Raw genomic sequence first — 25,837 nt, forward strand, 5'->3', positions numbered from 1 at the left:
TCTGGTCTCCTCGGGCAGATGAGCGTTGGCAGGAGTTGTATGGGCCGCGCATCTTTCGCGGTATTCGACTTTGGTTGGGGGGCAGGGGCGGTCGGCGCGGGCACCACTGCGACCTTGGTCCAATATGCCCGGCCCACCCCCGCCGGATAGCGTCCCCGGCAGGAGGAGACCGGGATGTTCAGACGCATGGTCTATGCGGCCTTGATCGCGCTGTGTGCCGCCCAGGCGCGGGCCGATCTGACCGTGGGCATCGCCCATCTCCAGGTCGCGCAGCCCATGCCGCCGACCCTGTCGAACCTCGATCCCGTGCCGGATGACCTTGGCCTCGCCGGTGCGCTGACGGGGCTGTCGGACAACACCACGACCGGTCGGTTCCTGGGCCAGGCCTACACGCTGGAAAGCACGGTGGTCGGCGAAGGGGACGACCCGCTGCCTGCCGCCCGCGCGCTGCTGGCCAACCACCGGTTCCTGGTCCTTGATGCAGCCCCCGAGGTGCAACTGGCCATCGCCGACATGTCCGAGGCGCAGGGGGCGCTGCTGTTCAATGCCTCCTCGGGTGCGGCGGCGCTACGGGATGGGAACTGCCGGGCGAACCTGCTGCATACGCTGCCCTCGGACGCCATGCGCACCGATGCGCTGGCGCAGGTGCTGGTGCAGAAACGCTGGACCGACCTTGCGCTGATATCGGGCACGCACCCGCAGGACGAGGCCTATGCCGAGGCGCTGCGCCGGTCGCTGACCAAGTTCGGCCTGCGTCTGAAGGCGGAAAAGACCTGGGCTTTCGACGCCGACATGCGCCGCAACGCCGCGCAGGAGGTGCCGCTGTTCACCCAGGATCTGGGCGATTACGACGCGCTGATCCTGGCGGACGAATTGCACGATTTTGGCCGCTACGTGCTGTACAACACCTGGCAGGCCCGGCCCGTCGTCGGATCCGAAGGGCTGACGGCCGTGACCTGGAGCCCGGTGATCGAACAATGGGGCGCCGCGCAGCTGCAATCCCGCTTCCACGAAGCCCACGCCCGCGACATGCAATCCGAAGACTACGCCGCCTGGGCCGCCCTCCGCACGATCGGAGAGGCGGTGACCCGCACCGGGTCGGACGACCCACAGGTGCTGCGCGACTACATCCTGTCCGACGCCTTCGAGCTGGCAGGCTTCAAGGGGCGCCCGCTGACCTACCGCCGCTGGAATGGCCAGCTGCGCCAGCCGATCGCCGTGGCGCACCCCCGCGCCTTGGTCGCCCAGGCGCCGCTGGATGGCTTCCTGCACCGGGTCAACGAACTCGATACCCTCGGGCTGGACGCTCCCGAAAGCACCTGCGAGGCCTTCAAATGAAAACCACCACTGCCCTTGCCCTGATCCTGATGATGGGCGCCCCCGCGCTGGCCGACGAGATCTGGGTGACCAACGAAAAGGACGACACCGTCAGCGTGATCGATACCGACACGCTTGAAGTCATCCAGACCTACGCCACCGGCGAACGCCCGCGCGGCATCACCTTTTCGCACGATTATTCGCGGGTCTACATCTGCGCCTCCGACAGCGACGCCGTGCAGGTGATTGACCCCGCCACCGGAGAGATCCTGCATGACCTGCCGTCGGGCGAAGACCCTGAACAGTTCGTGCTGCACCCCGACGACGTGCACCTCTACATCGCCAACGAAGACGACGCGATCACCACGGTCGTGAACACGCAGACCCGCAAGGTCGTAGCCCAGATCGACGTCGGCGTCGAACCCGAGGGCATGGCCGTGTCGCCCGATGGCAAGATCGCCATCACGACTTCGGAAACCACCAACATGGCGCATTGGATCGACACCGGAACGCAGGAGCTTTTCGCCAACACTCTGGTCGACAGCCGCCCGCGCCATGCGGAATTCACCCGCGACGGGTCCGAGATGTGGGTGAGCTCGGAAATCGGCGGCACCCTGACCGTCTTCGACACCGCCACCCAGACCGAAAAGGCCAAGATCACGTTCGAGATCAAGGGCATCCACCCCGACCGCGTGCAGCCCGTGGGCTTTGAGTTCACCGAGGGCGACAGCCATGTCTTTGTCGCGCTAGGGCCGTCCAACCATGTCGCCGTGGTCAACGCCAGGACCTACGAGGTCGAGGATTACATCCTTGTCGGCCGCCGGGTCTGGCACATGGCCTTCAACAGCGACCGCACGCGGCTTTTCACCACCAACGGCGTGTCCGGCGATGTCACCGTGATCGACGTGGCCGGTCGCAAGGCACTGAAATCCATCAAGGTCGGCCGCTTCCCCTGGGGCGCGGCCTTCCGCCCGACTGACTGATGCTGAAAGGACAGGCGATGAAACTGCTTTGGATCACGCTGATCGCCATGCTGACGGCGACCTTCGCCATGGCCGACGACGACGCGCCGTCCCTTGGCGCGGCGGGTCTTCTGTCCGGCAAGAACAAGCAGGACCTGCCGCCCATCATCCTGTCGGCCGGAATGCCGCTGGCCGAGGCACCCTGGGTGCTGAAATCCGGCACCTACTACGAAGTCGAGATCCAGGGCGACGGCAGCCAGGAACTGGCGCTGGTCGGCCCCGAGTTTTTCCGCGCCATCTGGATCGACGAGATCGTGGTCGAAGGGCTGGAAATCCGCCCGCTCGGTCTCGACAGTGTCGAATTCGACGAGGCCGGAGAGATGGAGATCGGCTTTATCGCCATCAAACCCGGCCGCTATCATATCAAGATCCCGGGCACCACGGGCGAGACGCAGCGGCTGGACATCACCATCGAATGAGCGGGCTGAGGGTATCCGGGCTGTCCTATGCCTATGGGGCAAAGCAGGCGCTGGACCGGGTGTCCTTCGACCTTGCACCGGGATGCTTCTGCGCCCTTCTGGGGCCGAACGGAGCGGGCAAGTCGACGCTCTTCGCCCTGCTGACCCGCCTGCTGACGACGCCCGAAGGCCGGATCGAGATCGCCGGGTACGATCTGTCGCGTGACCCGCGCAAGGCCCTGGCGCGGCTGGGGATCGTCTTTCAGCAGACCACGCTGGATCTGGATCTGACGGTCCGTCAGAATCTGATGTATTTCGCCGCGCTGCACGGGATCGCGGGCCGTGACGCCGCCTGTCGGATAGACGCCGCGCTTGACCGGCTTGCGATCCGCGACCGGGCCGGGGAAAAGGCCCGCGCGCTCAACGGCGGCCACAGGCGGCGCACGGAAATCGCCCGCGCCCTGCTGCACGACCCGCAGGTGCTGCTGCTGGACGAACCGACCGTGGGCCTTGATGCAGCCGCGCGCCAGGCGATCACCGATCACGTGCATGAACTGGCGGGCACGGGTATTTCGGTCCTCTGGGCCACCCATCTGACGGACGAGGTGCGCGGCGACGACCGTCTGGTCATCCTGCACCGCGCCCGGGTTCTGGCAGACGGCATCGCACGCGACATCGCCGGGGATGCGCCCCTGTCGGACCGGTTCCTGCACCTCACGGGGCAGGGGGCATGACCGGGTATCTCACCGCCCTGCGCGCCATCGTCTGGCGCGAGGCGCTGCGGTTCGTCCATCAGCGCGAACGGTTCATCGCCGCCCTTGTCCGCCCGCTGGTCTGGCTGCTGGTCTTTGCCGCGGGGTTCCGCGCGGCGCTTGGCGTGTCGATCATTGCGCCCTACGCCACCTACATCACCTACGAGACCTACATCGTGCCGGGCCTGTGCGGCATGATCATGCTGTTCAACGGGATGCAGTCTTCGCTCAGCCTTGTCTACGACCGCGAAATGGGGTCGATGAAGCTGTTGCTGACCAGCCCGCTGCCGCGCGGCTGGCTGCTTCTGTCCAAGCTGATCGGATCAACCGCGATCTCGGTCCTGCAGGTCTATGCCTTCCTCGCCATCGCGGCCGCCTTCGGCATCACCGCGCCGCCTTTGGGCTATCTCACGGTGCTGCCCGCGCTGGTGGTCACGGGCGTGATGCTGGGGGCGCTTGGGCTGTTGCTGTCCAGCTTCATCAGCCAGTTGGAGAACTTTGCCGGGGTGATGAACTTTGTCATCTTCCCGATGTTCTTCCTGTCCTCGGCGCTTTACCCGCTGTGGAAGATGGCTGAAAGCTCAGAACTTCTTCATGCCATCTGCGCCTTCAACCCCTTCACCCACGGGGTCGAGCTGATCCGCTTCGCACTTTACCAGCAGCTGAACCTTCCGGCCCTGGGCTGGGTGCTGCTGGCCACGGCGATCTTCTCCCTCGGCGCGATCCGGGGCTACGACCCGGCGCGCGGCATGAAAGGTCGCAAGGGCTGACCCGTCTTGCGACCATGGCAGGCTTGGTCGGGCCGCCCCGGTTGCCTACCATGCCCCCCAAGGAGGACCGCATGAGACATCACCTGACCGCCGTCATCGCCTTGGCCCTGACAGTGCCCTGCGCCCGGGCCGAAGAGGATCCGGCAACCTTCGGCACCCTGAATCCGGACGAGATGACCTGGCAGAAGAACGTCGAACGGGCCGGGCGCGGCGAGGTCGACATGATGGTCTGCGCCAGCGGCTACCTGATGACCAAGGCGGGCGATCACGCCTCGGCCCGCGCGGTGTTCGAGGCCTGCGCGGCCCGGGGCTACACCGGGGCCATGACCTGGATGAGCCAGCTCGACAACAACGGGTTGGGGGCAGAGTACGACCCCGATGCCGCCGCCGACTGGGATCGCCGTGCGGCCGAGGCCGGTGATCCGGTCGGGCAGTTCAACCATGGCCTGAACCTGATGCGCGGGCACGGCGTGCCGAAGGACGAGGCATTGGGCCGCCAGTATGTCGACACCGCCGCCGCCGAAGGGCTGGACATCGCGCAGCGCCTGCAGTCCTCGGGCTATGACCTGGATGAGGTCACGCCGGATGCCGACAACTGGAAATACGCCCCCGTCTTCTAGGTTCAGTTGGCCTCTCAGGCTCAGCCGGGCACCACGGTTGCGGGGCTGCCGTCCAGCCGGACGATACGGTCCGCCAGGTACGATGCCTCGCCCGCGTCATGGGTGACGAACAGCGTTGCGACCCCATGCCGGTCGCGCAGGCGCAGGAACAGGTCCATCATCTCGCGCACCAGCGCGGCGTCGAGCGACACGAAGGGTTCATCCAGCAGCAGCAGATCCGGCGCCACGGCAAAGGCCCGCGCCAGCGCGACGCGCCGTTGCTGGCCAAGCGACAGCTGGCCGGGATAGTCACCGTCCCGGCCCGCCAGTCCGACCTCGGCCAGCATTGCCTCGGCGACATCGGGCGGGGCGCCGGTCGGCAGGCAGATGTTGTCGCGCAGGGATCGCCAGGGCAGAAGGGCCGGTTCCTGGAACACCACTGCCATGCGGCCCGCCACGTGCAGCGTGCCCTCGAACCCGTCCTCGAGCCCCGCGAAGATCCGCAGCAGTGTCGTCTTGCCGATCCCCGACGGCCCGACCAGCGCCAGCGTCTGGCCCGGGTGCACCGTCAAGGTGACGTCGCGCAGAACGGCACGACCGCCGCGCGAGAATGAGGCAAGCTCAAGCCGCGCGACGACAGGGGGGGCGGAACCGTCGGGCATCAGCCGCCCGGCGACAGGAAGACACCCTGCGGCAGGGTGGTGGCCTCTCCGACCAGCTCGGATCCGCCAAGGCGGGCCATCAGCGCCAGCATCCGCGCGGCGGCCTCTTCATCGATCGGACCGGCGTCGGGGATGCCGTCCCGGAAGCCCGCCTTCAGTGCCTCGAACTGCGCGTCGGTCTTGACGTTCATCACGGGCCGCAGGCGGTCCCATTCGGCGTCGTCCCCGGCCAGGCGTTCCTTGGCGGCGCGGCTGGCCTGGGCAAAGCCTTCGACCACGGCGCGGTTGTCGCGCAGGTAGTCCCCCTTGACCACATAGCCCAGCAGCGGGGTGTTGGGATCAAGGCCAAGGGCGGTCGAGGCTTCGGCCACGGTGATCAGGCTGCGCATCCCGGCGGCCTGCATCTTGGCGTTGAAGTGCCAATAGTTCAGCGCCCCGTCGACCTCGCCCGAGAGGGCGGATTTGAAGATCAGCGGCGGCGCGCCAAAGACCTGTTCGGTGTCGGCCTTCAGGTCCATGCCGAATTCCTGTTCCGCGTAGGCCTGCAGGATGAGCCAGCTTTTATCCAGCGGCCCGCCCGCGATGCCGATGGATGTGCCCTTCATGTCCGACAGGCTTTGCGCCGGGCTGTCCTGTTTGACCAGCATCCCCCCGACCGCGCGGGAATAGGGGATGAAGACATAGTCCTTGCCCGCTGCCCGCTGCCGCGCGACCCACAGCCAGTCCGTGACCATCGCATCGGCCTCGCCACCCTGAAAGGCGATCTGGCTGGCCGATCCGCCGGCCATGCCCTGTACCTCCATCCGGAAGCCGTTGGCGGTGTCGTCACCATGATGGGCGATGCTGTCGAGCTCCCAGTTGACGGTGCCGAACTTGAGCACGGCGATGCGGAAGACCGGGTTTTCGGCCTGCGCCGCCGCGGTGGTGAACAGGCCGCAGACGGCGGCCATCAGGTAGATCTTGATCCGTTTCACGAAGCTGCTCCTTGCGGGTGGGCGGCGGTCCGGGGACCGGCGCGGGGAACCGGGGCAGGGCAGGTCACGGCCCCTTGGTGGCCCGGCGCAGATGGCCCGGGCGTGATGGCGTGACAGTCCTCCCTGCCTTGCAGCCTAGCGAAGCGCCTGGTGCCGCGCATCGCGACTTTGGTTGTAGACCCGCCGCCCCACGGCACGGACGGGCCAGCAAATCAAGGGGCATGGGGTCGTACGACCAAGGTTCAATACCCCGGCGCATGGTTTGACAGAATACTGCCGCCAGTTCGTCCGGCCCCGATCTGCACGGCCCGACGGCACTGACCCAACACCTGGGACCCAAATGGGAGGAAACCAATGAACAGATTTGTACTGGCCCTGACCGCGTCGATGATCGCGGCCAGCGGAGCCACCGCACAGGTGACGGAGGCGGATCTTGCCAATGACGCCGCGTCGACCGGGGATGTCCTGACCAACGGCATGGGCCGCCACCTGCAACGCTTCTCGCCTCTGGATACGCTGAACAAGGAAAACGTCGGCAACCTCGTCCCCGCCTATGCCTTCTCGCTTGGCGGGGAAAAGCAGCGCGGGCAGGAAACCCAGCCGATCGTGCATGACGGCGTGATGTACCTGACCGGGTCCTATTCGCGGCTGTATGCCATCGACGCGATCACCGGTGAAGAGCTGTGGCAGTACGACGCCCGCCTGCCCGAAGGCATCCTGCCCTGCTGCGATGTCATCAACCGGGGCGCGGCGATCTATGGCAACAACATCTACTTCGGCACCCTCGACGCCCGCATCGTCGCCCTGAACAAGGACACCGGCGACGTCGTCTGGAACAAGAAGATTGCGGACTACAAGGCGGGCTACAGCTATACCGCCGCCCCGCTGATCGTGAACGGGCTGATCATCACCGGCAATTCGGGTGGTGAGTTCGGCATCGTCGGCGCGGTTCAGGCGCGGGACGCCGAGACGGGCGAGCTTGTCTGGGAACGTCCGGTGATCGAAGGCCACATGGGCATGCTGAACGGCGAAGAATCCACCATGACCGGGACGCTGAACGCCACCTGGCCCGGCGACATGTGGAAGACCGGCGGCGGGGCGACCTGGCTGGGCGGATCCTATGACGCGGACACCGACACGCTGGTCTTCGGCACGGGCAACCCGGCACCCTGGAACAGCCACCTGCGCAATGCGGGCACCCCGACCGAGGGCAACAGCGGCGATAACCTTTATGCCGCCTCACGCCTTGGCATCGATCCGGCGACGGGCGAGATCAAGTGGCACTTCCAGACCACGCCGCGCGAAGGCTGGGATTATGACGGCGTGAACGAAGTCGTCGCCTACACCGACCGCAGCGGCAACCAGCGCTTTGCCACCGCCGACCGCAACGGGTTCTTCTACGTTCTGAACCGCGAAGACGGGGCCTTTGTCAGCGCCACGCCTTTCGTCAAGGACATCACCTGGGCCGACGGCATCGACGACACCGGCCGCCCGATCTTCAACGAAGGCAACCGCCCCGGCAATCCGTCGTCCGCCGCCGACGGCAAGAAGGGCGAGGTGGTCTTTTCGTCCCCGTCCTTCCTGGGCGGCAAGAACTGGATGCCGATGGCGCATTCACCCGATACCGGCCTGTTCTACGTGCCTTCGAACGAATGGGGCATGGACATCTGGAACGAGCCGATCACCTACAAGAAGGGCGCGGCCTATCTGGGATCCGGCTTCACCATCAAGCCGAACTACGAAGACCACATCGGCTCTCTCAAGGCGATCGATCCGGACACCGGCGAGATCAAGTGGGAATACAAGAACGACGCGCCGCTCTGGGGTGGCGTGATGGCGACGGCCGGCGGGCTGGTCTTCACCGGCACGCCCGAGGGGGCCTTCAAGGCCTTCGACGCCGACACCGGAGAGGTCCTGTGGTCCTTCCAGACCGGGTCGGGCATCGTCGGCCAGCCGATCACCTGGGAACAGGACGGCACCCAGTATGTCACCGTGATTTCCGGCTGGGGTGGCGCAGTGCCGCTTTGGGGCGGGGAAGTGGCCAAGAAGGTCAACTACCTCAACCAGGGTGGTCTGCTGTGGACTTTCCGCCTGCCCGAGAAATTCGCGGCTAACTGAGCCGTCGACCAAGATTGGCCAAGGTACGCCCCCGCATGTCGGGGGCGTATCTGCATGTCGGGGTCCTGTCTGCGGCCTAATACCTTTTGGTAAGATCCCCATTGCGGATTAATGGCTATAGTGGGGGTATGAAACCACAGCAGGCCCCCATGACCGACCCAAGCCCCCAACCGTCCATCGGTCGATGGGCGCTGATCGTCGACGACCACCCCCTGTTCTGCGACGCGCTGGAACTGACGCTGAAATCGGTCGCCGATTTTGCGATCGTGCGCACCGCCAACAGCCTTGCCGCCGCGCTTGAGGAACTGGACGGCCTGCCGGACCCGGGGATCATCCTGCTGGATCTGAACCTGCCGGACGTCAGCGGGCTGGACGGGCTTTTGCGCCTGAAACGCGCGGCAGAGGGGGCGCAGATCATCATCGTGTCCTCGATGACCGAAAATGCGGTCATCAATTCGGCCATCGCTGCGGGGGCCGCGGGCTACGTGCCCAAGCATTCCAGCCGCGCGACCTTCAAGGAGGCGATGGACCGCATCGCCGAAGGCGCGGTCTACAAGCCCGGCGGCTTTGTCGAAGGCGAGGGCGAGGACACCTTGCCCGACACCGACAGCATCGAACGGCTGGCCTCGCTCACCAACCAGCAGGCGCGGATCCTGCACCTGATCTGCGAAGGCAAGCTGAACAAGCAGATCGCCTATGACCTGTCGATCGCCGAAACCACGGTGAAGGCGCATGTCACCGCGATCATGCGCAAACTTGGCGTGCACAGCCGGACGCAGGCCGTTCTGGTTGCGAACGAGGTGAAGTTTACAACCCTATTGCCAAGCCAGGATTGACGACCCTATCGTTGTGGAAGGGAGGCCACAATTGGTACACAAGGACAGGGGCGCGCCGTCGGGCGCGCAGCATTCGCTGTGTCGCGCGCAGGTCTCTGCGCATGATCCCCGAGCCGTGGACAAGCTGCGCGCGGGACTGGGCCCCGATCCGCTGGCGCTGGTCATCCTCTTCATCTCTCCGCAAGCTGATTTCCAGGCGACCGTGTCGTCGATCCGGGCGCACTACCTGCACACCGATGTCGTCGCCTGCACCACGGCCGGAGAGATAGGCGCAGGCGGCTACGTCGAAGGCGAGATCATCGCCGTGGGCTTTCCGGCGGACCACTTCGCCACGACTTCGATCCTGATCGACGGGCTGTCGGAACAGACCCCCCAGGGGGTCCTGGACCGGATCGCGCTGGCCCGCCTGGCCCTGCAGGAGGGCAACCTGGACAAGCCGCACGGCTTTGCCTTCCTCGCCATCGACGGGCTGTCGCTGCGCGAGGATACCCTGACCTCGGTCATCGCGCCCGCCCTGCGCGACATGCCGCTGTTCGGCGGATCGGCCGGGGACGGCATGGATTTCGCCCATACGGTGGTGTCGTTGAACGGCGCGGTGCGGCAGGATGCGGCCGTCCTGACGATGATCCAGACGGATCACCGCACCAAGGTCTTCAGCATCGATCACCTTGTGCCGACCGAAAAGCAGATGGTCGTCACCGGCGCGGATCCGGACCGCCGCATCGTGAAATCCATCAATGCCGAACCGGCGGCGCGCGAATACGCCCGGCTGGTCGGCAAGGATCCCGACCAGCTGGACCGTTTCACCTTTGCCTCGCACCCGGTGGTGGTTCGCATCGGCGACAGCCACCATGTCCGCGCCATCCAGCAGGTGAACGAGGCCGGAGAGCTGGTGTTCTTCTCGGCCATCGACGAGGGCATGGTGCTGACCGTGGCCGAACCGCGCAACATGGCCGAACACCTGCAGGAACAGCTGGACCAGATTGCTGAATCCGGCGGGCTGACCGATATCCTGGGGTGCGACTGCGTGTTGCGCCGGATCCAGGCCGAACAGATCCAGGCCACGCGGGACCTGTCGGATATCCTGGCCAGCCACAAGGTCATCGGCTTTTCGACCTACGGCGAACAGATCGGGCCGCTGCATGTCAATCACACGATGACGGGCGTGGCCATCTATGCGCAGGACCCGGGCCGGTCGTGATGCCGACCTCGCTGATAAACCCCGAAGACAGTCTGGAACGACAGAACGAAAAGCTGCTTCAGATCGTCGGGGCGCTGATGCGCAAGGTCGAGAAGAAGAACGAACAATCCAGCGTGGCCTATGCCCAGTTCGAACGCGCCGCCATGCTGGAAGTGCAGGTGCGCGAACGGACCATCGACCTGGAACGTACGCTCGACCTGCTGCAGGAATCGAACGCGCGGCTGGAAGCGGCGAACCGCGAAACCCAGATCGCGCGGGAAAACCTGATCGAGGCGATCGAGACCGTCAGCGAAGGCTTTGCGCTTTTCGGTCCCGACGACCGGCTGGTACTGTACAACAGCCGGTTCTGTCGCGAACTGTCGGATGTCGAACCCCGCCTGCAGGAAGGGCTGACCTTTTCGAACTATGTCCGGCTGATTTCCAACAGCCGCCACCTGTCGCTGCCCCCGCCGATGACGCCGCAGGCCTGGGCGACGCAGCGCACCCGTCGCCACCGCGACGACCGCGTGGTCTTCAACGTCAGCCTGACCTATGACCGCTGGCTGCAGGTCAGCGAACACCGCACCCTGCGGGGCGGCACCGTGATCCTGCAGACCGATGTGACCAACATCATCCGGCTGGAACGCAAGGAACGCGAGAAGATGCGGGACGAACAGGCCCGCATCCTGCAGGCCACGCTCGACCACCTGAACCAGGGCGTGTGCATCTTCGACCGCAACAACGATCTTGTCGGTTGGAACAAGCGGATGGATTACCTGCTGGATCTGCCGCCGCAGGAACTGGCGCTTGGCCGCAACTTCATGGTCCTGCTGCAGCGCCTGCGTGACCAGCTGGATTTCGACGGCGATTTCGACGGCGACATGCTGATCAGGTGGGCCGAGAACAAAGAAGGCCGCCCCCCCGTCGCCTTCGAGGTCATCCGCGCCGAACGCCAGATCCTGAGCGTCTTCGCGCAGGAGATGCCGGACCGGGGCTTCGTGATCAGCTTTACCGACGTCACTGCCGAACGCGAAGCCACCCGCGCCCTGTCCGAGGTGAACGAGATGCTGGAGCGGCGTGTGCAGGACCGCACCAAGGAGTTGGGCATCGCCCTGGCCGAGGCCGAGCGGGCCAATGCCTCCAAATCACGCTTTGTGGCCGCCGCCAGCCATGACCTGCTGCAACCCCTGTCGGCGGCCAAGCTGTTCATCAACTCGCTCGCGGGCAGCGTCGAAAATGCCGGGCAGCAGGATGTCATCGCCAAGGCGGAAAGCGCGCTGTCGAGCGTCGAACAGATCATCGAGGCGCTGCTGGATATCTCGCGCCTGGATGCGCGGCGGCCCAGTTTCGACCTGCGCACCGTGCGGCTTTCGGCAATCCTCGATCCGCTGCGGGACGAACTGACCCCGGTCGCGGCGGCCAAGGGGATCGACCTGCGCGTCATCGGGTCCGGCCTGTCGGTGCGCAGCGACCCGGGCTACCTGCGCCGGATCATCCAGAACCTCGTGTCGAACGCGATCCGGTATACCGACCGGGGCAGAGTGCTGGTCGGCGTGCGCCGTATCGGCAGTGTCGCGCGGGTGCAGGTCTGGGACACCGGGCGCGGCATCGCCCCCGAGGACCAGCAGGCGATCTTCCAGGAATTCAGGCGGCTCGATACCAGTCATGACGTCAACAGCCTCGGGCTTGGCCTCGCCATTGTCGAACGGGCCTGCAAGAGCCTTGATCATCCGCTCGGCCTGACCTCCGAACCGGGGAAGGGCAGCCTGTTCACTGTCGATCTGCCGATGCGGCAGGGGGTGGCCGAAAAGCTGCCCAAGGCCCCGATCCTGCGCCGCCAGGTGCCGCAGCTGAACGGAGAGATCGTCTTTCTGGTCGAGAACGACGAGAACCTCGCCAAGGCCGTGACGCTGACCATCGAAGGCTGGGGCGGAGAGGTCATTCACGCCTGGAACGGCGAAGAGGGCCTTCAGCTTCTGTCCGAGATCGACCTGAGGCCGGATGCGCTGGTGCTGGATTACCAGCTGGGCGACGGCATGACCGGGCTCGAGCTTCTGGCGCGCATCCGCGCCCTGCATGGCGACGTGCCTGCGCGCATCGTCTCGGCCAACCGCGGGGCGGATCTGCAGGCGGCCTGCCACGAGGCCGACGTGGTCCTGATGCCCAAGCCGATCGACTGGACGCAGTTCTTCACCTTCCTCAGCGAAGCCACCCTGCCGCGCGGCTGATCCGTGCGACGTGGCCGGTCCAAAAGAAAACCGCGCGGCAACCTGCGTCGCCGGGCGGTGTCATCATGTTTTGTCTTGCCGATCAGGCGGCACTGGCACGCGGTGGCACCGGCCGCAGCAGGATCGCCGCCACCACCAGAAGGCCCACGAGGATCGCGGCATAGTGGGTCGAGATCAGCAGCAGACCGGCCACCGTCAGAGAGATCTTTTCCCACAGCGCCAGGTCCCGGCGGAACCAGCCGATATAGGCCGCCGACAGGGCCAGCACGCCGACCAGGCCCGACAGCAGCGCCGTGATGAATTCCACCCAGGTGAAGTTCACGAACAGCAGGCTGGGCGCATAGATGAACATGAACGGCACCAGCGCCTTGCCCATGGACAGGCGGAAGGCAGTTGTGCCGGTGCTCATCGGTTCGGACCGCGCCAGGCCCGCCGCCGCATAGGCCGCCAGCGCGACCGGCGGCGTCACATCCGCAAGAACCCCGAAGTAGAAGACGAAGAAGTGTGTCGCGATCAGCGGCACGCCGAATTCCGTCAGCGCCGGGGCGGCGATCGAGGCGAGGATGATGTAGGTCGGCGTCGTCGGGATGCCCGCGCCCATGATGATGCAGGCGATGGCCACGAAGATCAGGCCGAAGAACAGCGCCAGGCCATTTTCCGACAGCAGACCGGTGAAATCGATGCCGATCACGAAGCCCGCCAGGTCATGCGCCAGTTCGACCACGGCGGCCGAGAACTTGAAGCCAAGGCCGGTCAGCGTCGTCATCCCCAGCAGGAAGCCGACACAGGCACAGGCGGCGCCGATGGCCAGGGCGAACTTGGCCCCGTCCTCGAACCCGCGCACCAGGCGCGGCGGCGTCAGCACCGTCGAGGTGTCCATCGAGGTATTGCCAAGCGCGCGCATCACCAGCGGCACGTAGCTGCACACGATGGTCAGGATGATGCCCCAGAAGGCGGCCAGGAAGGGCGTGTACTGCATCAGCAGCATCGCCACCATCACGCCAAGCGGCACGAACAGGTGCCAGGACTTGGCCAGCACCGCGCCGAACTGCGGGATCTTGTCCTTGGACATGCCGGTCAGGCCCAGCTTCTTCGCCTCGAGGTGCACCATCAGCAGGATGGCGATGTAGTGGAAGGCGGCCGGGACGATCGCGATCAGGATCAGCTCGTTATAGGGCACGCCTAGCATCTCGGTCATCACGAAGGCCGAGGCCCCCATGATCGGCGGCGTGATCTGCCCCCCGCAGGAGGCCGAGGCCTCGACCGCGCCGGCAAAGCGCCCCGAGAAGCCGGATTTCTTCATCAGCGGGATCGTGAAGGCACCCGTCGTCACCGTGTTGGCGATCGGAGAGCCCGAGATCATCCCGAAGAAACCCGAGGACACGACCGACACCTTGGCCGACCCACCCGAGGCGCGGCCCGCGATGATGGTGGCAAGGTCGATGAACAGCTGCCCCAGCCCCGACATCTGCGCCAGGATCCCGAACAGAACGAAGTGGAACACGTAGGTCGCGACCACGCCGACGGCGACGCCATAGATGCCTTCGGTGCCGACGAAGAGGTGGTTGATGATCCGCGTGATCGAATAACCCCGGTGCGCCATGATGCCCGGCAGGTAAGGCCCGGCCAGCGCGTAGATCAGGCAGCCGACGCCGATCCAGGCCAGCGTCGCGCCCATGGTGCGGCGCGTGGCCTCAAGCGTCATGATGATCGCCATGAAGCCCAGCATATAGACCGGCTCGGGCGGGTTGCCGACATTCACGATGAAGATATGTTCAAAGAAAACCGACAGATAGGCCGAGAACCCCGCGCCGGCAGCGGCAAAGATCCAGTCGCGCAGGGCGATTTTTTCGGGGTCGGCGCCCTTGCGATTGAAGGGCAGCGTCAGGAAGATCAGGCCGACCATGAGGGCGATGAAGACCGTCTTGATCCCGCTGGCGGGAAGGGCGGTCGCCAGCCCGTAAAGCAGGTAGAGGTAGAAGCCCGCGAAGATCAGCGATTCAATCCACATGCCCCGGGTCGGCACGGCGCGCTTGCGCGGGAAGACCAGGAAGATCAGGCCCATCACGAAGGCCAGGTGGATCGTGCGGTGCATCACCTCGTTCAGCAGGCCGAAGCCGGCGGTATAGACGTGGAACAGCGACAGCACGACCGACAGGATCGTGACCAGCTTGGCGGTCGGTCCGACCAGGTTCCGGAAGTTCGATTCGCTGTCGTATTCCCTGACCAGGGCTTCGACTTCGTCGGCGGTGAATTCGTGATCGCCGTCCGCCGCCGTATGGCCGCGGTTGTCGTTCGGGTTGGGCCCTTGGGTCATTTGGATGTCTCCTCGTCGCAGGGGGCAAGGGTAAGCGCCGCATGGCCCAGATCCGCAAGCGGAAAGGCCTTGTCGGCGATATGCAGGGTGTTCTTGAATTGCGCCTGAACGCGCAGCGGGATGGGCCCTGTATGGCGCCTCATGTCAAGTATGAACTGGCCGTTTTCATGCCGCCATGCCGTCGCGTCCATGTCATTGGCGATCGACGGCAGGCCCGCGCCATGGGCCACGAAGACCTCGCGCGTCTGGATGATCTCTCCGGTCTCGACCACGTAGCTGTCCGTGACAAGCGTGCGGGAGACGGAGTGGATGAAGCTCAGATCGAAGGTCCGGTCGTCACCGAGGGGCAGACGGGCCACGAGGGACTGGGTGCCGCGCGTTTCGGTCAGACACAGCCAGGTGGCTGCATCCGTGGCCCGCACCGGACAGGCGGGCGCAAGCAGAAGGGCGGCACAGGCCGCCCTTCCGACATGGCGCAGGGATCTGCGCCCTGCCATTACTTGGAGATGCCTTTTTCGGCGTAGTACTTCTCGGCACCCGGGTGGACGGGGATCGACACCGATTCCAGCGCCTTCTCGACCGAGATCTGCTTGCCCATGGGGTGAACCTTGCCAAGCGTTTCGGTGTTTTCGTACAGCGCCTTGGTCACCGCGTAGATGATGTCGTCGGACACGTCCGCATGGGTCGCCCAGATCGCGCGCACGGCCAGCGTTTCGACGTCGGAATCCACACCCTTGTAGCTTTCGGCCGGAATGACCGAGTTGGCGTAGTAGGGCTGGGTTTCCTGCAGCTTGGCGATCGCCGGGCCGTTCAGCGGCACGATGCGGATGTCGTGGCCGTTGGCCAGGTCGGTCACCGAAGAGGTCGGCAGGCCGGCGGTGATCAGCGACGCGTCGAGGTTGCCGTCCTTGATCTTGTCGACCGACTGCGCGAAGGACGAATAGTCTTCCGACACGTCTTCGCGGGTCAGGCCGTGGGCTTCCAGCAGGTCGCCCAGAAGCTGCCACTGGCCCGAACCCGGCGAACCGGAGGACACGGATTTGCCCTTGATGTCCTCGAAAGTCTCGATGCCGCTGTCGGCACGCACGACCAGCTGCACGGTTTCGGGGTAGAGCGCGCCGATGGCCCGGATGTTGTCCAGTGCCGCACCGTCGAACTGGTTCACACCCTTGTAGGCAGCGTCGAGGATGTCGGCAGCCGCGAAGGCCGATTCAATCTCGCCACGGCCCAGCAGCTGGGCGTTCGCAACCGAGGCGTTGCCGGTTTCGGCCGTTGCCGACAGCTTGGTGTCGGGCAGTTCGGCGGTGTTCGAGATCAGCTGCGCCAGCATCCCGCCAAGCGGGTAATAGGTGCCGCCGGTGCCGCCGGTGGCGATACCGAAGAACGTGCGACCAGCCGCAAGGGCCGAGGTCGACATCAGGGCCAGGGCGGCCGTGGACGTGCCGAGGAATTGGCGACGGGAAAAAGACATGAAAACCTCCGTGTCTGTTATGGATCACCGCCCGGGCGGAGCCGGGGCGGGTATCGCGGGTTTGATGGATAACTTCTTGACCCTGAGATTTTGCATGTCAATAACAGTTTTCAAATATGAAAGGCTTCGAGATGCAAGTTGGTCTGAAAGACCCCGAAAACCGCCCGCTTTTTGAACGCATTACCGGGGACTCGCCCTTGCTGCTGCATGTGCCCCATGCCGGCACCCATGTTCCGCAAGATCTCCGTGCCGCTCTCAAACCCGAAGCTCTGGACCTGAGCGACACCGACTGGCACATGGACCGCATCGCCCGCGATCTGCTGCCCAAGGGGGCGTCTCTGATGACGGCCACGGTCACGCGCTATGCCGCCGACCTAAACCGTCCGTCGGATGACACGCCGCTTTATACCGGGGCGACGACCGGGCTGATGTCGACGATCGATTTCGACGGCGGGCCGCTCTATCGCCCGGGTGCCGAACCGACCCCGGACCAGCAGGCCGCCCGCATCGCAACCTACTGGGATCCCTACCACGCCGCGCTGACCGCCGAGATCGACCGCATCCGCGGCGCCCATGGCTACTGCGTGATGCTGGACCTGCATTCGATCCGCAGCCACGTCCCGCGCCTGTTCGACGGGCGCCTTCCCGATCTGAACCTCGGCAGCAACTCCGGCACCTCCTGCGCGCCGGAACTGGCCGAGGCGGCCGAGGCGGCGTTGAAGCAAAGCGACTTCAGCATGGTCCACAACGGCCGCTTCAAGGGGGGGCACATCACCCGCCACTATGGACGTCCCGACCAGAACGTTCACGTCCTGCAGATCGAGATCGCGCAGGATTGCTACATGCTGGAAGAGACCCCCTGGACCTATCTGCCAGACCGCGCCGACCGCCTGAAGGTCGCGCTGGCGCGGCTTGTCGGTGTCATGGATGCCTTCCAGCCCGAACTGGCGGGGTCGTGATGGGGTTCGATCTGCTGAACGGCGCGCATTTCCGCCAGGCGCTGACGCCCGAGGGCTGGGTGCGCAACCTCTCGGTCCATTTCGCGGCCGACGGTACCATCGCCAGCACCGCGCAGGACGACAATCCGGACGGTCTGCCGGTCTATGAAAATCCCGTGGTTCCCGGCATCACCGACCTGCACAGCCATGCCTTTCAATACGCCATGGCCGGCCTGTCCGAGGTGCGCCGCAATCCCGTCGACAGCTTCTGGTCCTGGCGCGACATCATGTATTTCTTCGCGCTGACCCTGTCGCCCGAGGATCTGCAGGCCATCGCCGCACGGCTCTACCTGTCGCTGCTCAAGGGCGGCTACACCGGGATCGTCGAATTCCACTACGTCCACAACGATCTGGACGGCACGCCCTATGCCCGGCGCGAGGAACTGTCGCTCGGCATCTTCGAGGCCGCCAAGCTCACGGGGCTCGATCTGACGCATCTGCCCGTGTTCTACGCCCATTCGAACTTCGGGGGCCTCGCCCCGACCGATGGCCAGCGCCGGTTCATTCAGGATCTCGACGGGTATGCGGCGATGCTGGACAGCCTGCGCGCCCCCGCGCAAGCGGGCGGGCACACGCTTGGCATCGCGCCGCATTCCCTGCGCGCCGCCACGCCCGAGGAAATCACCCAGCTGCTCAAGCTGCGCGCCGATCTGATCCCCGGCAGCCCCGTGCACATCCACGTCGCCGAACAGGTGAAAGAGGTCGAGGACGCCCTGGCCTGGAACGGCCGTCGTCCGGTTCAGCAACTGTTCGACATCGCCCCGGTGGATGAGGCCTGGTGCCTGATCCACGCGACCCACCTGACGGCGTCCGAGGTCGCGATGATCGCCCATTCCGGTGCGACCGTCGGCCTGTGCCCGATGACCGAAGCCAACCTGGGCGACGGCATCTTCCGCGCCACCGACTATATCGCGCAGGGCGGCAGCTTTGGCATCGGGTCGGATTCGAACATTGCCACCTATGCGTCGCAGGAACTGCAGCAGCTGGAATACAGCCAGCGTCTGCGCGACCGTCAACGCAACGTGCTGTCGTCGATGGACACGCCCCATGTGGCCGCGAACCTCTGGTCGCGGGCGGCGCAGGGCGGGGCACGGGCGGCGGGTCGGCCGGAACAGGGCCTTGCCCCCGGCGGTCTGGCCAGCTTTGTCGAACTCACCACGCCCGAACCCGGCGCGATGCTGCCGGTCGATCCCGAGGCCGCGCTGGATTTCCACGTCTTTGCTGGCCGGGGCTTCCACGTCGGCGACGTGGTCGTGCGCGGGCGGCGCGTGGTCACGGCGGGCCATCATCCCATGGAAAATGTGATCGTTTCGGACTATCACAAGGCCATGCAACGCGTCGCGGCACGTCTGTCGGATCGCGGAACCGTGGCCTGACGGGTCGGAAAGGGACGCAGCTTGGCCAAGGAACCGGATTACCGATCGAACTCGCTGGTGCGCGGGCTGAGCATCCTGGAATGCTTCACCGTCACCCGCCCCGAGATGATGCTGTCGGAAATCGCCGAGGCGCTGTCGATCACCAGCAGCGCCGCCTATCGGTTCGTCGTCACGCTGGAACGCGAAGGCTTCCTGGTCAAGCATGAAACCCGCTATCGGCTGGCACCCCGGGTGATGGACCTTGGGTACCGCTACCTGGCCTCGCTCGATATCTACGACCTGGCCCGCATCCCGGCGGACCAGCTGCGCAACGACACCGGCTTTACCGCCCACGTTTCGGTGCTTGAAGGGGTCGAGATCGTCTATGTCTATCGCGCCCTGTCGGACCGATCGATGGTGTCGAACGTGCCGGTCGGGTCGCGCCTGCCGGCCTTCTCGACCACCATGGGGCGCCTGCTTCTGTCGGACCTGCCCGAGGCCGAGCTGGACCGCCGCTTCAAGGATTACACCTTCAACCCGATGAGCCCGCAGGCCCCGGCGTCCCTGGCCGACCTGAAGCCGCTGCTGAAGGAAGACCGGGCCCGTGGCTACGTCGCGCAGCGGTCGCATCTGGCCACCGGCACCTTATCGATCGCGGCACCGCTGGTGTCGCGGCACGGGCGTTACCTTGGTGCGATCAACCTGTCGGGCCACGAGATGCAGATCCAGCCGGATGACGCCCTGATCGAGCGCGTGCTGGACGCCGCGCGCGAAATCTCACGCATGCTCTGACGGCCCGCTGCGCAGCGCGCGGGGGCTGTGACCGAACCGGGCCCGCACGGCATCGGACAGGTGCGATTGGGTGGCGAACCCGGCCATCTGCGCCACCTCGCTCATCGGCAGGCGGGTGCGGGTGATCAGATCCTTCGCCAGATCCAGCCGCATGCGGCGATAGACCTCGGCGACCGGCAGGCCGAGGCTCTCGGAGCTGAGCCGTTGCAGCTGCCGCACCGACACGCCGACCAGCGCCGCGATCTGCGTGACCGACAGAGGATCGGCCAGGTGCGTCTCCATCAGGTCCAGCGCAAGGCGCACCGGATCGGGCAGGGGACCATAGCGCGCCGCCACGCCCGCCTGCTGCGGCGCCTCGGCGATCCGCACCTCGGTCTGGATGAACCAATCCGCAATGCGCCGCGCGAAGGGGCCGCCGTGATCGCGCGCGATGATCGCGTGCATCATGTCCAGCGGTGCGGTGCCGCCCGCGCAGGTGTAACGGTCGCGGTCGATGACAAACAGCCGCCGATCGACCACGGCGCCGGGGTCCTCGGCCCGCAGCGCCTCGATATGGTGCCAGTGCAGGGTGAACCGTCGCCCGCCCATCAGCCCCGCCCGCCACAGGATCGCCGCGCCGCCCGAAATGCCGCCAAGCGCCACGCCCGCCCGGTCCATCCGGCGCAGCCAGCCCATCAGCCGCGGATCGCGCACCGCCAGGGGATCGCCCCCCGCTACGACGAAAATCAGATCGGGGCGGTCAGGTGCGTCATCAAGCGGAAGGCTGTCGAACCAGCTGCCAAGCGAGGCCCGTGCCGGCCCGCCTTCGGGTGTCAGGGTGACCGGATCGTAAAGGGTCTGGCCCGCGAACAGGTTCGCCGCCCGCAGCGGTTCAAGCGCGGCGGCGGTCGACATGAGCGCATAGCCGTCCAGCAGGACGAAGGCGAAGGTCTTGGGCGACATGTTCGGCACAATTTCGGAAAAGAACGGCAGATGCAAAGAAGAAATCGCCGTGCCGGGGGCGTATCACCAAATTGACCAGCAGGAGGCGCACGGGATGAAGTTTTCCGGCTTCAAAGTCATCAAGGAAGCCCTGACGGGCCACAAGGGGTGGGCACCGCTGTGGCGCGATCCCGATCCGCAACCGGCCTATGATTTCGTCATCGTCGGCGGCGGCGGCCACGGGCTGGCGACGGCCTTTCACCTGGCGGCGACCTTCGGGCAGGCGCGGATCGCTGTGCTTGAGAAAGGCTGGCTGGGCTCGGGCAACATCGGGCGCAACACGACGATCATCCGGTCGAACTACCTGCTGCCAGGCAACCAGCCCTTCTACGAATTCTCGATGAAGCTCTGGGAGAGCATGGAGCAGGACCTGAACTTCAACGCCATGGTCAGCCAGCGCGGGATCCTCAACCTGTTCCATTCCGACGGCCAGCGCGATGCCTATCGCCGCCGGGGCAACGCGATGCACCTGTCGGGCGCCGATGCCGAACTGCTGGACCAGCAGGCCGTGCGCGCGATGTATCCCTGGCTCAACTTCGACAACGCGCGCTTTCCGATCAAGGGCGGACTGCTGCAAAGGCGCGCGGGCACGGCGCGGCACGACGGGGTGGCCTGGGGATATGCCCGCGCCGCCGACCAGCGCGGCGTCGACATCATCCAGAATTGCGAGGTCACAGGCTTTCGCATCGACCAGGGCCGCGTTCTGGGGGTCGAGACATCGCGCGGCTTCATCGGCGCCGGCAAGGTCGGCGTCGCGGTGGCCGGGTCGTCGTCGCGCGTGATGCAGATGGCCGGGATGCGCCTGCCGATCGAAAGCCACGTCCTGCAGGCCTTTGTCAGTGAAGGGCTCAAACCCGTCATCGACGGCGTCATCACCTTCGGTGCGGGACACTTCTATGTCAGCCAGTCCGACAAGGGCGGTCTGGTCTTTGGCGGCGACATCGACGGCTACAATTCCTACGCGCAGCGCGGCAACCTGCCGGTGGTCGAGGACGTGCTGGAAGGCGGCATGGCGCTGATGCCGCGCATCGGCCGCGCGCGCCTTCTGCGGTCCTGGGGCGGGGTGATGGACATGTCGATGGACGGGTCTCCGATCATCGACCGCACCCCGGTCGAAGGGCTCTATCTGAATGCGGGCTGGTGCTACGGCGGGTTCAAGGCCACCCCGGCCTCGGGCTATGCCTTTGCCCATCTGCTGGCCACCAACACCCCGCATGAAACCGCAACCGCCTATCGGCTGGACCGCTTCGCGCGCGGCCATGTCATCGACGAAAAGGGCGTGGGTGCCACGCCGAACCTGCATTGAGACCGCCATGCTGATCCCCCATCCGCTTCTCGGCCTGCGTGACGCGCAGGAATTCACCTATCTCGGCGATGCCGCGCTGATCGACCGTCCTGATCCCGAGGCGGGCGAGGCCGCCTTTGCCTCCTATGTCTACGACCGCGACAACCCTGCCGGTCTGCACCGCGAGCTGTGGTTTCACGAACAGGGCGACCGGTCCTGGCTGGTCGTCACGCGCGATACCCTGACGCACGAGATCCTGGGCGCCGAACTGGCCCGGAATGTCGCCCGGACGCGGAGGGCAGGGGCATGACGCGGGTATCCGGCGGGCTGATCGACCGGTCACGGTCTCTGACCTTCACCTTCAACGGCCAAAGCTATGCGGGCCATCCCGGTGACACGCTGGCCTCGGCCCTGATGGCCAACGGTGTGCGGCTGGTCGGGCGCAGCTTCAAATACCACCGGCCGCGCGGCATCTTCTCGGCCGGGTCCGAGGAACCCAATGCCCTTGTCACCCTGCGCAGCAGCGCGCGGGCCGAACCCAACACCCGCGCCACCGTGGCCGAACTGTATGACGGGCTCGAGGCATCCTCGCAGAACCACGTGGGCCCGCTTGGCTTTGACCTGCTGGCGGTGAACGACCTCATGGCGCCCTTCTTTGCCGCCGGGTTCTACTACAAGACCTTCATGTGGCCGCGCGCCTTCTGGGAAAGGCTTTACGAGCCGATGATCCGGCGGGCAGCGGGACTTGGACGGTTGTCGGACCTGCCGGACCCGGACGCCTATGATCGCGGGTACCTGCATTGCGACGTGCTGATCATCGGCGGCGGTGCCGCGGGCCTGATGGCGGCGCTGAGCGCCGGGCGGGCCGGGGCGCGGGTGATCCTGGCGGATGAGGATTTCCGTCTGGGCGGCCGTCTGCTGGCCGAAAGCGATCCGATCGACGACGCCCCCGCACCCCAATGGGTCGAGCGCGTCGAGGCCGAACTGCGCAGCCTGCCGAACGTCCGCATCCTGACGCGCACGACCGTCTTTGGCGCTTATGACCACGGCATCTATGGCGCGGTCGAACGGGTCGCGGATCACCTTGCAACCCCCGGCGACGGTGTGCGCCAGACGCTGTGGCGGATCACTGCGAAGCGGGCGGTACTGGCGGCGGGCGCCACGGAACGGCATGTGCCCTTCGCCGACAACGACCGCCCCGGCATCCTGCTGTCGGGGGCCATGCGCGCCTATGCCAACCGCTGGTCGGTCGCGCCTGTGGCTAAGGCCGATGATCCGGTGGCGATCTTCACCACTTGCGACGATGGTCACCGTACCGCGCGCGACCTTCTGGCCAAGGGCGTCAACCTGATTGGCGTCGTGGATGCCCGGGCGGATGCGCCAGCGGGCAAGGATTACGAGGTCTTCGCGGGTGGGCTGGTGACCGGCACGCGGGGGCGGCGCGGGCTGACCTCCATCCGGCTGCGCCATGGCGGTCAGGACCGCTGGATCGACTGTACTGCCCTGGGCGTCGCGGGTGGCTGGAACCCCAACGTGCACCTGGCCTCGCACCATCGCGGGCGGCCGGTGTGGGACGACACGCGCCTGGCCTTCCTGCCCGGTGACGGTGGCCCCGGCGGCCTGATTCCTGCGGGCGCCTGCGCGGGCAAGGGATCGACCGCGGCGGCCCTCGCCGACGGTGCGGCCGCGGCCGAAACGGCCCTCACCGCGCTTGGCATCACGGCCCGGACGCCTGACATGCCGCGCGCCGAAGACCACGCCGACCGCCCCTCGGCCATCTGGCACGTGCCGGGCAAGGGGCGGGCCTGGGTCGATTTCCAGAACGATGTGACGGTGAAGGATATCCAGCTTTCGCACAAAGAGAATATGCGTTCTGTCGAGCACATGAAGCGGTGGACCACCCTTGGCATGGCGACCGACCAGGGCAAGACGTCGAACGTCACGGCCCTTGCTGTCATGGCTGAAATGACAGAACGATCAATTCCGCAAACCGGCACCACGATCTTCCGTCCGCCCTATACCGGCGTCTCTCTCGGCGTGCTGGGCGGCGGCGACACGGGGGCGGATTTCCGTCCGCGCCGCCTGACCCCGACGCATCACTGGGCCGAAACCCAAGGCGCAGTCTTTGTCGAGGTGGGCCCCTGGATGCGCGCCCAGTACTTTCCGCAGCCCGGAGAGACCCACTGGCGCCAGTCCGTCGACCGAGAGGCGCTGGCGGTCCGGGCGGGCGTCGGTCTGTGCGACGTGACGACCCTGGGCAAGATCGATGTGCAGGGGGCAGACGCGAGGGACTTCCTGAACCGTGTCTATGCCAACATGATGGGGACGCTGCAGGTCGGCCGCACCCGCTATGGCCTGATGCTGCGCGAGGACGGCACGCTGTTTGACGACGGCACCTGCGCCCGGCTGGCCGAGGATCACTACGTGGTGACCACGACCACCGCCAACGCGGGCGCGGTCTATCGCAACATGGAATTCGCCCGACAGTGCCTCTGGCCCGATCTGGACGTGCAGCTGATCTCGACCACCGACGCCTGGGCGCAGATCGCCGTGGCAGGGCCGAAATCGCGGCAGCTTCTGACACGGATCACCGACGGCGCCGATCTGTCGAACGCGGCCTTTCCCTTCATGGCCTGCGCCAACCTGACCGTCTGCGGCGGGCTGCGCGCACGGCTGTTCCGGATCTCGTTCTCGGGGGAACTGGCCTATGAAATCGCCGTGCCCGCCCGCTATGGCGCGGCCCTGATGCAGCGGCTGATGGAGGAGGGCGCGGATCTGGGCGTCACCCCCTATGGCACCGAAACGCTTGCGGTGTTGCGGATCGAAAAGGGTCACGCCGCCGGGGCCGAGCTGAACGGCCAGACCACCGCACAGATGCTGGGACTGGGGCGGATGGTGTCGGCCAAGAAGGACAGCATCGGGGCCGTCATGTCGCGCCGCGAAGGGCTGGCCGCCGACACCCGCCGCCTTGTCGGGCTGGTGCCCGTCGATCCGGCGCAGAAGGTCACCGCCGGGGCGCATCTGTTCACCAAAGGCGCGGTGCAGAATACGGTGACCGACCAGGGCTGGATCACCTCGGCCTGCCATTCGCCACACCTGGGCCATGCGATCGGGCTTGGCTTTCTTGAACATGGTGACACCCGGATCGGAGAGATCATCACCGCCGCCAACCCGCTTGAAGGTCAGGAGGTCGCCCTGCGTGTCGCTTCGGCCCATTTCGTCGACCCTGAGGGAGAGCGCCTTCGTGACTGACCTGACCCCGACCTGCGCCCTGGGCGCGACCACCCCGCGCAGCCTGCGCCTCGGCGCCTTTGGCCTGACCGAATGCCCCGAGGTGGCGCTGGCCTCGCTTGCGCTGCGGCGGGATGCACCACGGCCCGACGCGACCCTGCCGGAAGCCGGATTTTGGGCCGAAACCGCGCTTGGCACCGCGCTCTGGACCGGTCCCGACCAGTGGATGATCGAAGGCCCCGGTCTGGCCGACACCGATTTCGCGGCGCAGGTCGCGCACAGGGCCCCGGGGTGTTCGGTCACGGACCAGACCGACGGCTGGGTGCTGTTCGATCTGTCCGGCCCGGTCGAGCGGGTGCTGGAACGCGCCGTGAACCTCGATCCGGCCCGGCTGGCACCGGGGCAGGCGCTGCGCAGCGTGATCGACCACATGCCTGTCCTGCTTGTCCGACGCGCGCCGGACCGCCTGGGGATCTGGGGCATGCGGTCCTCGGCCGAAAGCCTCTGGCACGCGCTCGAGCGCATGCTGGCGCATCTGTCTGCCCGCTAAG

23 protein-coding genes are annotated in these 25,837 nt (G+C 66.2%); 17 read left to right on the top strand and 6 right to left on the bottom strand.

Annotated features, from left to right (window positions below; translation table 11 throughout):
- Positions 1 to 174: 174 nt before the first annotated feature.
- The 6 genes from E4S58_RS04610 (at position 175) to E4S58_RS04635 (ending at position 4,879) form a co-directional block, all read left to right on the top strand.
- Positions 175 to 1,338, top strand: coding sequence for an ABC transporter substrate-binding protein (locus E4S58_RS04610; protein WP_136635118.1), 1,164 nt, complete (start codon positions 175 to 177; stop codon positions 1,336 to 1,338).
- Positions 1,335 to 2,300, top strand: a complete 966-nt coding sequence (locus E4S58_RS04615; RefSeq protein ID WP_136635119.1) for a YVTN family beta-propeller repeat protein — start codon at positions 1,335 to 1,337, stop codon at positions 2,298 to 2,300. The genes E4S58_RS04610 and E4S58_RS04615 overlap by 4 nt, the downstream gene beginning before the upstream one ends.
- Before the next feature lie 17 nt (positions 2,301 to 2,317).
- On the top strand, positions 2,318 to 2,758 hold the full coding sequence (locus E4S58_RS04620; protein WP_136635120.1) for a hypothetical protein: 441 nt from the start codon (positions 2,318 to 2,320) through the stop codon (positions 2,756 to 2,758).
- On the top strand, positions 2,755 to 3,471 hold the full coding sequence (locus E4S58_RS04625) for an ABC transporter ATP-binding protein (RefSeq protein ID WP_136635121.1): 717 nt from the start codon (positions 2,755 to 2,757) through the stop codon (positions 3,469 to 3,471). The genes E4S58_RS04620 and E4S58_RS04625 overlap by 4 nt, the downstream gene beginning before the upstream one ends.
- A complete protein-coding gene (locus E4S58_RS04630; RefSeq protein ID WP_136635122.1) occupies positions 3,468 to 4,259 on the top strand; it encodes an ABC transporter permease in 792 nt (263 codons plus the stop codon). The genes E4S58_RS04625 and E4S58_RS04630 overlap by 4 nt, the downstream gene beginning before the upstream one ends.
- A gap of 71 nt (positions 4,260 to 4,330) precedes the next feature.
- Positions 4,331 to 4,879: an SEL1-like repeat protein gene (locus E4S58_RS04635; protein WP_136635123.1), complete on the top strand. Its 549-nt coding sequence runs from the start codon at positions 4,331 to 4,333 to the stop codon at positions 4,877 to 4,879.
- 20 nt (positions 4,880 to 4,899) lie between these two features.
- Here E4S58_RS04635 and E4S58_RS04640 read toward each other — a convergent pair whose 3' ends face one another.
- Positions 4,900 to 5,520 carry an ABC transporter ATP-binding protein gene (locus E4S58_RS04640; protein ID WP_136635124.1) on the bottom strand — a complete coding sequence of 207 codons (621 nt, stop codon included), beginning with the start codon at positions 5,518 to 5,520 and terminating at the stop codon, positions 4,900 to 4,902.
- A complete protein-coding gene (locus E4S58_RS04645) occupies positions 5,520 to 6,470 on the bottom strand; it encodes an ABC transporter substrate-binding protein (RefSeq protein WP_136635834.1) in 951 nt (316 codons plus the stop codon). Before E4S58_RS04645 ends, E4S58_RS04640 begins: the two co-directional genes overlap by 1 nt.
- Positions 6,471 to 6,848: 378 nt before the next feature.
- On the opposite strand from E4S58_RS04645, the gene E4S58_RS04650 reads away from it, so the two are divergent.
- From E4S58_RS04650 to E4S58_RS04665, 4 genes are all read left to right on the top strand, one after another.
- On the top strand, positions 6,849 to 8,612 hold the full coding sequence (locus E4S58_RS04650; protein WP_136635125.1) for a PQQ-dependent methanol/ethanol family dehydrogenase: 1,764 nt from the start codon (positions 6,849 to 6,851) through the stop codon (positions 8,610 to 8,612).
- Positions 8,613 to 8,761: 149 nt separating this feature from the next.
- A complete protein-coding gene (locus E4S58_RS04655; RefSeq protein ID WP_136635126.1) occupies positions 8,762 to 9,448 on the top strand; it encodes a LuxR C-terminal-related transcriptional regulator in 687 nt (228 codons plus the stop codon).
- Between the two features lie 31 nt (positions 9,449 to 9,479).
- The gene (locus E4S58_RS04660; protein ID WP_240789455.1) at positions 9,480 to 10,649 is read left to right on the top strand and encodes an FIST N-terminal domain-containing protein; all 1,170 of its coding nucleotides are present in this window, start codon (positions 9,480 to 9,482) and stop codon (positions 10,647 to 10,649) included.
- Positions 10,649 to 12,856, top strand: a complete 2,208-nt coding sequence (locus tag E4S58_RS04665; protein WP_136635127.1) for a hybrid sensor histidine kinase/response regulator — start codon at positions 10,649 to 10,651, stop codon at positions 12,854 to 12,856. The genes E4S58_RS04660 and E4S58_RS04665 overlap by 1 nt, the downstream gene beginning before the upstream one ends.
- An 82-nt stretch (positions 12,857 to 12,938) precedes the next feature.
- Here E4S58_RS04665 and E4S58_RS04670 read toward each other — a convergent pair whose 3' ends face one another.
- The 3 genes from E4S58_RS04670 to E4S58_RS04680 are packed head-to-tail and all read right to left on the bottom strand — an operon-like array spanning position 12,939 to position 16,644.
- Positions 12,939 to 15,173, bottom strand: a complete 2,235-nt coding sequence (locus E4S58_RS04670; protein WP_136635128.1) for a TRAP transporter permease — start codon at positions 15,171 to 15,173, stop codon at positions 12,939 to 12,941.
- Complete coding sequence (locus E4S58_RS04675) at positions 15,170 to 15,670, bottom strand: DUF1850 domain-containing protein (protein WP_136635129.1); 501 nt, start codon at positions 15,668 to 15,670, stop codon at positions 15,170 to 15,172. Before E4S58_RS04675 ends, E4S58_RS04670 begins: the two co-directional genes overlap by 4 nt.
- Complete coding sequence (locus E4S58_RS04680) at positions 15,670 to 16,644, bottom strand: TAXI family TRAP transporter solute-binding subunit (RefSeq protein WP_136635130.1); 975 nt, start codon at positions 16,642 to 16,644, stop codon at positions 15,670 to 15,672. Before E4S58_RS04680 ends, E4S58_RS04675 begins: the two co-directional genes overlap by 1 nt.
- Before the next feature lie 131 nt (positions 16,645 to 16,775).
- On the opposite strand from E4S58_RS04680, the gene hutG reads away from it, so the two are divergent.
- The 3 genes from hutG to E4S58_RS04695 are packed head-to-tail and all read left to right on the top strand — an operon-like array spanning position 16,776 to position 19,789.
- Positions 16,776 to 17,603 carry an N-formylglutamate deformylase gene (gene hutG, locus E4S58_RS04685; protein ID WP_136635131.1) on the top strand — a complete coding sequence of 276 codons (828 nt, stop codon included), beginning with the start codon at positions 16,776 to 16,778 and terminating at the stop codon, positions 17,601 to 17,603.
- Positions 17,603 to 19,018, top strand: a complete 1,416-nt coding sequence (locus E4S58_RS04690) for a formimidoylglutamate deiminase (protein WP_136635132.1) — start codon at positions 17,603 to 17,605, stop codon at positions 19,016 to 19,018. Before hutG ends, E4S58_RS04690 begins: the two co-directional genes overlap by 1 nt.
- Before the next feature lie 21 nt (positions 19,019 to 19,039).
- Positions 19,040 to 19,789: an IclR family transcriptional regulator gene (locus tag E4S58_RS04695; RefSeq protein WP_136635133.1), complete on the top strand. Its 750-nt coding sequence runs from the start codon at positions 19,040 to 19,042 to the stop codon at positions 19,787 to 19,789.
- On the opposite strand, the gene E4S58_RS04700 is transcribed toward E4S58_RS04695, so the two are convergent.
- The gene (locus E4S58_RS04700; RefSeq protein WP_240789457.1) at positions 19,775 to 20,731 is read right to left on the bottom strand and encodes a GlxA family transcriptional regulator; all 957 of its coding nucleotides are present in this window, start codon (positions 20,729 to 20,731) and stop codon (positions 19,775 to 19,777) included. The two genes, E4S58_RS04695 and E4S58_RS04700, sit on opposite strands and share 15 nt — an antisense overlap.
- Positions 20,732 to 20,825: 94 nt before the next feature.
- Here E4S58_RS04700 and E4S58_RS04705 point away from each other — a divergent pair, with 94 nt between their 5' ends.
- The 4 genes from E4S58_RS04705 to E4S58_RS04720 are packed head-to-tail and all read left to right on the top strand — an operon-like array spanning position 20,826 to position 25,836.
- Entirely contained in the window at positions 20,826 to 22,076 is a 1,251-nt protein-coding gene (locus E4S58_RS04705) for a sarcosine oxidase subunit beta family protein (protein ID WP_136635134.1), read from the top strand.
- 7 nt (positions 22,077 to 22,083) lie between these two features.
- Positions 22,084 to 22,365, top strand: a complete 282-nt coding sequence (locus tag E4S58_RS04710; protein ID WP_136635135.1) for a sarcosine oxidase subunit delta — start codon at positions 22,084 to 22,086, stop codon at positions 22,363 to 22,365.
- Entirely contained in the window at positions 22,362 to 25,307 is a 2,946-nt protein-coding gene (locus E4S58_RS04715; protein ID WP_136635136.1) for a sarcosine oxidase subunit alpha family protein, read from the top strand. Before E4S58_RS04710 ends, E4S58_RS04715 begins: the two co-directional genes overlap by 4 nt.
- Entirely contained in the window at positions 25,300 to 25,836 is a 537-nt protein-coding gene (locus E4S58_RS04720) for a sarcosine oxidase subunit gamma (RefSeq protein WP_136635137.1), read from the top strand. The genes E4S58_RS04715 and E4S58_RS04720 overlap by 8 nt, the downstream gene beginning before the upstream one ends.
- The last annotated feature ends 1 nt before the right edge of the window (position 25,837 follow it).

Origin of the sequence: Pseudooceanicola onchidii (assembly GCF_004959925.1) — a bacterium.
In the GTDB taxonomy this organism is placed as follows: domain Bacteria; phylum Pseudomonadota; class Alphaproteobacteria; order Rhodobacterales; family Rhodobacteraceae; genus Pseudooceanicola; species Pseudooceanicola onchidii.

What these genes read in the sequence shown, in the direction of transcription:
- E4S58_RS04610 (WP_136635118.1), top strand. Translation starts at nt 175, where the DNA reads ATGTTCAGACGCATGGTCTATGCGGCCTTGATCGCGCTGTGTGCCGCC.
- E4S58_RS04615 (WP_136635119.1), top strand. Translation starts at nt 1,335, where the DNA reads ATGAAAACCACCACTGCCCTTGCCCTGATCCTGATGATGGGCGCCCCC.
- E4S58_RS04620 (WP_136635120.1), top strand. Translation starts at nt 2,318, where the DNA reads ATGAAACTGCTTTGGATCACGCTGATCGCCATGCTGACGGCGACCTTC.
- E4S58_RS04625 (WP_136635121.1), top strand. Translation starts at nt 2,755, where the DNA reads ATGAGCGGGCTGAGGGTATCCGGGCTGTCCTATGCCTATGGGGCAAAG.
- E4S58_RS04630 (WP_136635122.1), top strand. Translation starts at nt 3,468, where the DNA reads ATGACCGGGTATCTCACCGCCCTGCGCGCCATCGTCTGGCGCGAGGCG.
- E4S58_RS04635 (WP_136635123.1), top strand. Translation starts at nt 4,331, where the DNA reads ATGAGACATCACCTGACCGCCGTCATCGCCTTGGCCCTGACAGTGCCC.
- E4S58_RS04640 (WP_136635124.1), bottom strand. Translation starts at nt 5,520, where the DNA reads ATGCCCGACGGTTCCGCCCCCCCTGTCGTCGCGCGGCTTGAGCTTGCC.
- E4S58_RS04645 (WP_136635834.1), bottom strand. Translation starts at nt 6,470, where the DNA reads ATGGCCGCCGTCTGCGGCCTGTTCACCACCGCGGCGGCGCAGGCCGAA.
- E4S58_RS04650 (WP_136635125.1), top strand. Translation starts at nt 6,849, where the DNA reads ATGAACAGATTTGTACTGGCCCTGACCGCGTCGATGATCGCGGCCAGC.
- E4S58_RS04655 (WP_136635126.1), top strand. Translation starts at nt 8,762, where the DNA reads ATGACCGACCCAAGCCCCCAACCGTCCATCGGTCGATGGGCGCTGATC.
- E4S58_RS04665 (WP_136635127.1), top strand. Translation starts at nt 10,649, where the DNA reads ATGCCGACCTCGCTGATAAACCCCGAAGACAGTCTGGAACGACAGAAC.
- E4S58_RS04670 (WP_136635128.1), bottom strand. Translation starts at nt 15,173, where the DNA reads ATGACCCAAGGGCCCAACCCGAACGACAACCGCGGCCATACGGCGGCG.
- E4S58_RS04675 (WP_136635129.1), bottom strand. Translation starts at nt 15,670, where the DNA reads ATGGCAGGGCGCAGATCCCTGCGCCATGTCGGAAGGGCGGCCTGTGCC.
- E4S58_RS04680 (WP_136635130.1), bottom strand. Translation starts at nt 16,644, where the DNA reads ATGTCTTTTTCCCGTCGCCAATTCCTCGGCACGTCCACGGCCGCCCTG.
- hutG (WP_136635131.1), top strand. Translation starts at nt 16,776, where the DNA reads ATGCAAGTTGGTCTGAAAGACCCCGAAAACCGCCCGCTTTTTGAACGC.
- E4S58_RS04690 (WP_136635132.1), top strand. Translation starts at nt 17,603, where the DNA reads ATGGGGTTCGATCTGCTGAACGGCGCGCATTTCCGCCAGGCGCTGACG.
- E4S58_RS04700 (WP_240789457.1), bottom strand. Translation starts at nt 20,731, where the DNA reads ATGTCGCCCAAGACCTTCGCCTTCGTCCTGCTGGACGGCTATGCGCTC.
- E4S58_RS04705 (WP_136635134.1), top strand. Translation starts at nt 20,826, where the DNA reads ATGAAGTTTTCCGGCTTCAAAGTCATCAAGGAAGCCCTGACGGGCCAC.
- E4S58_RS04710 (WP_136635135.1), top strand. Translation starts at nt 22,084, where the DNA reads ATGCTGATCCCCCATCCGCTTCTCGGCCTGCGTGACGCGCAGGAATTC.
- E4S58_RS04715 (WP_136635136.1), top strand. Translation starts at nt 22,362, where the DNA reads ATGACGCGGGTATCCGGCGGGCTGATCGACCGGTCACGGTCTCTGACC.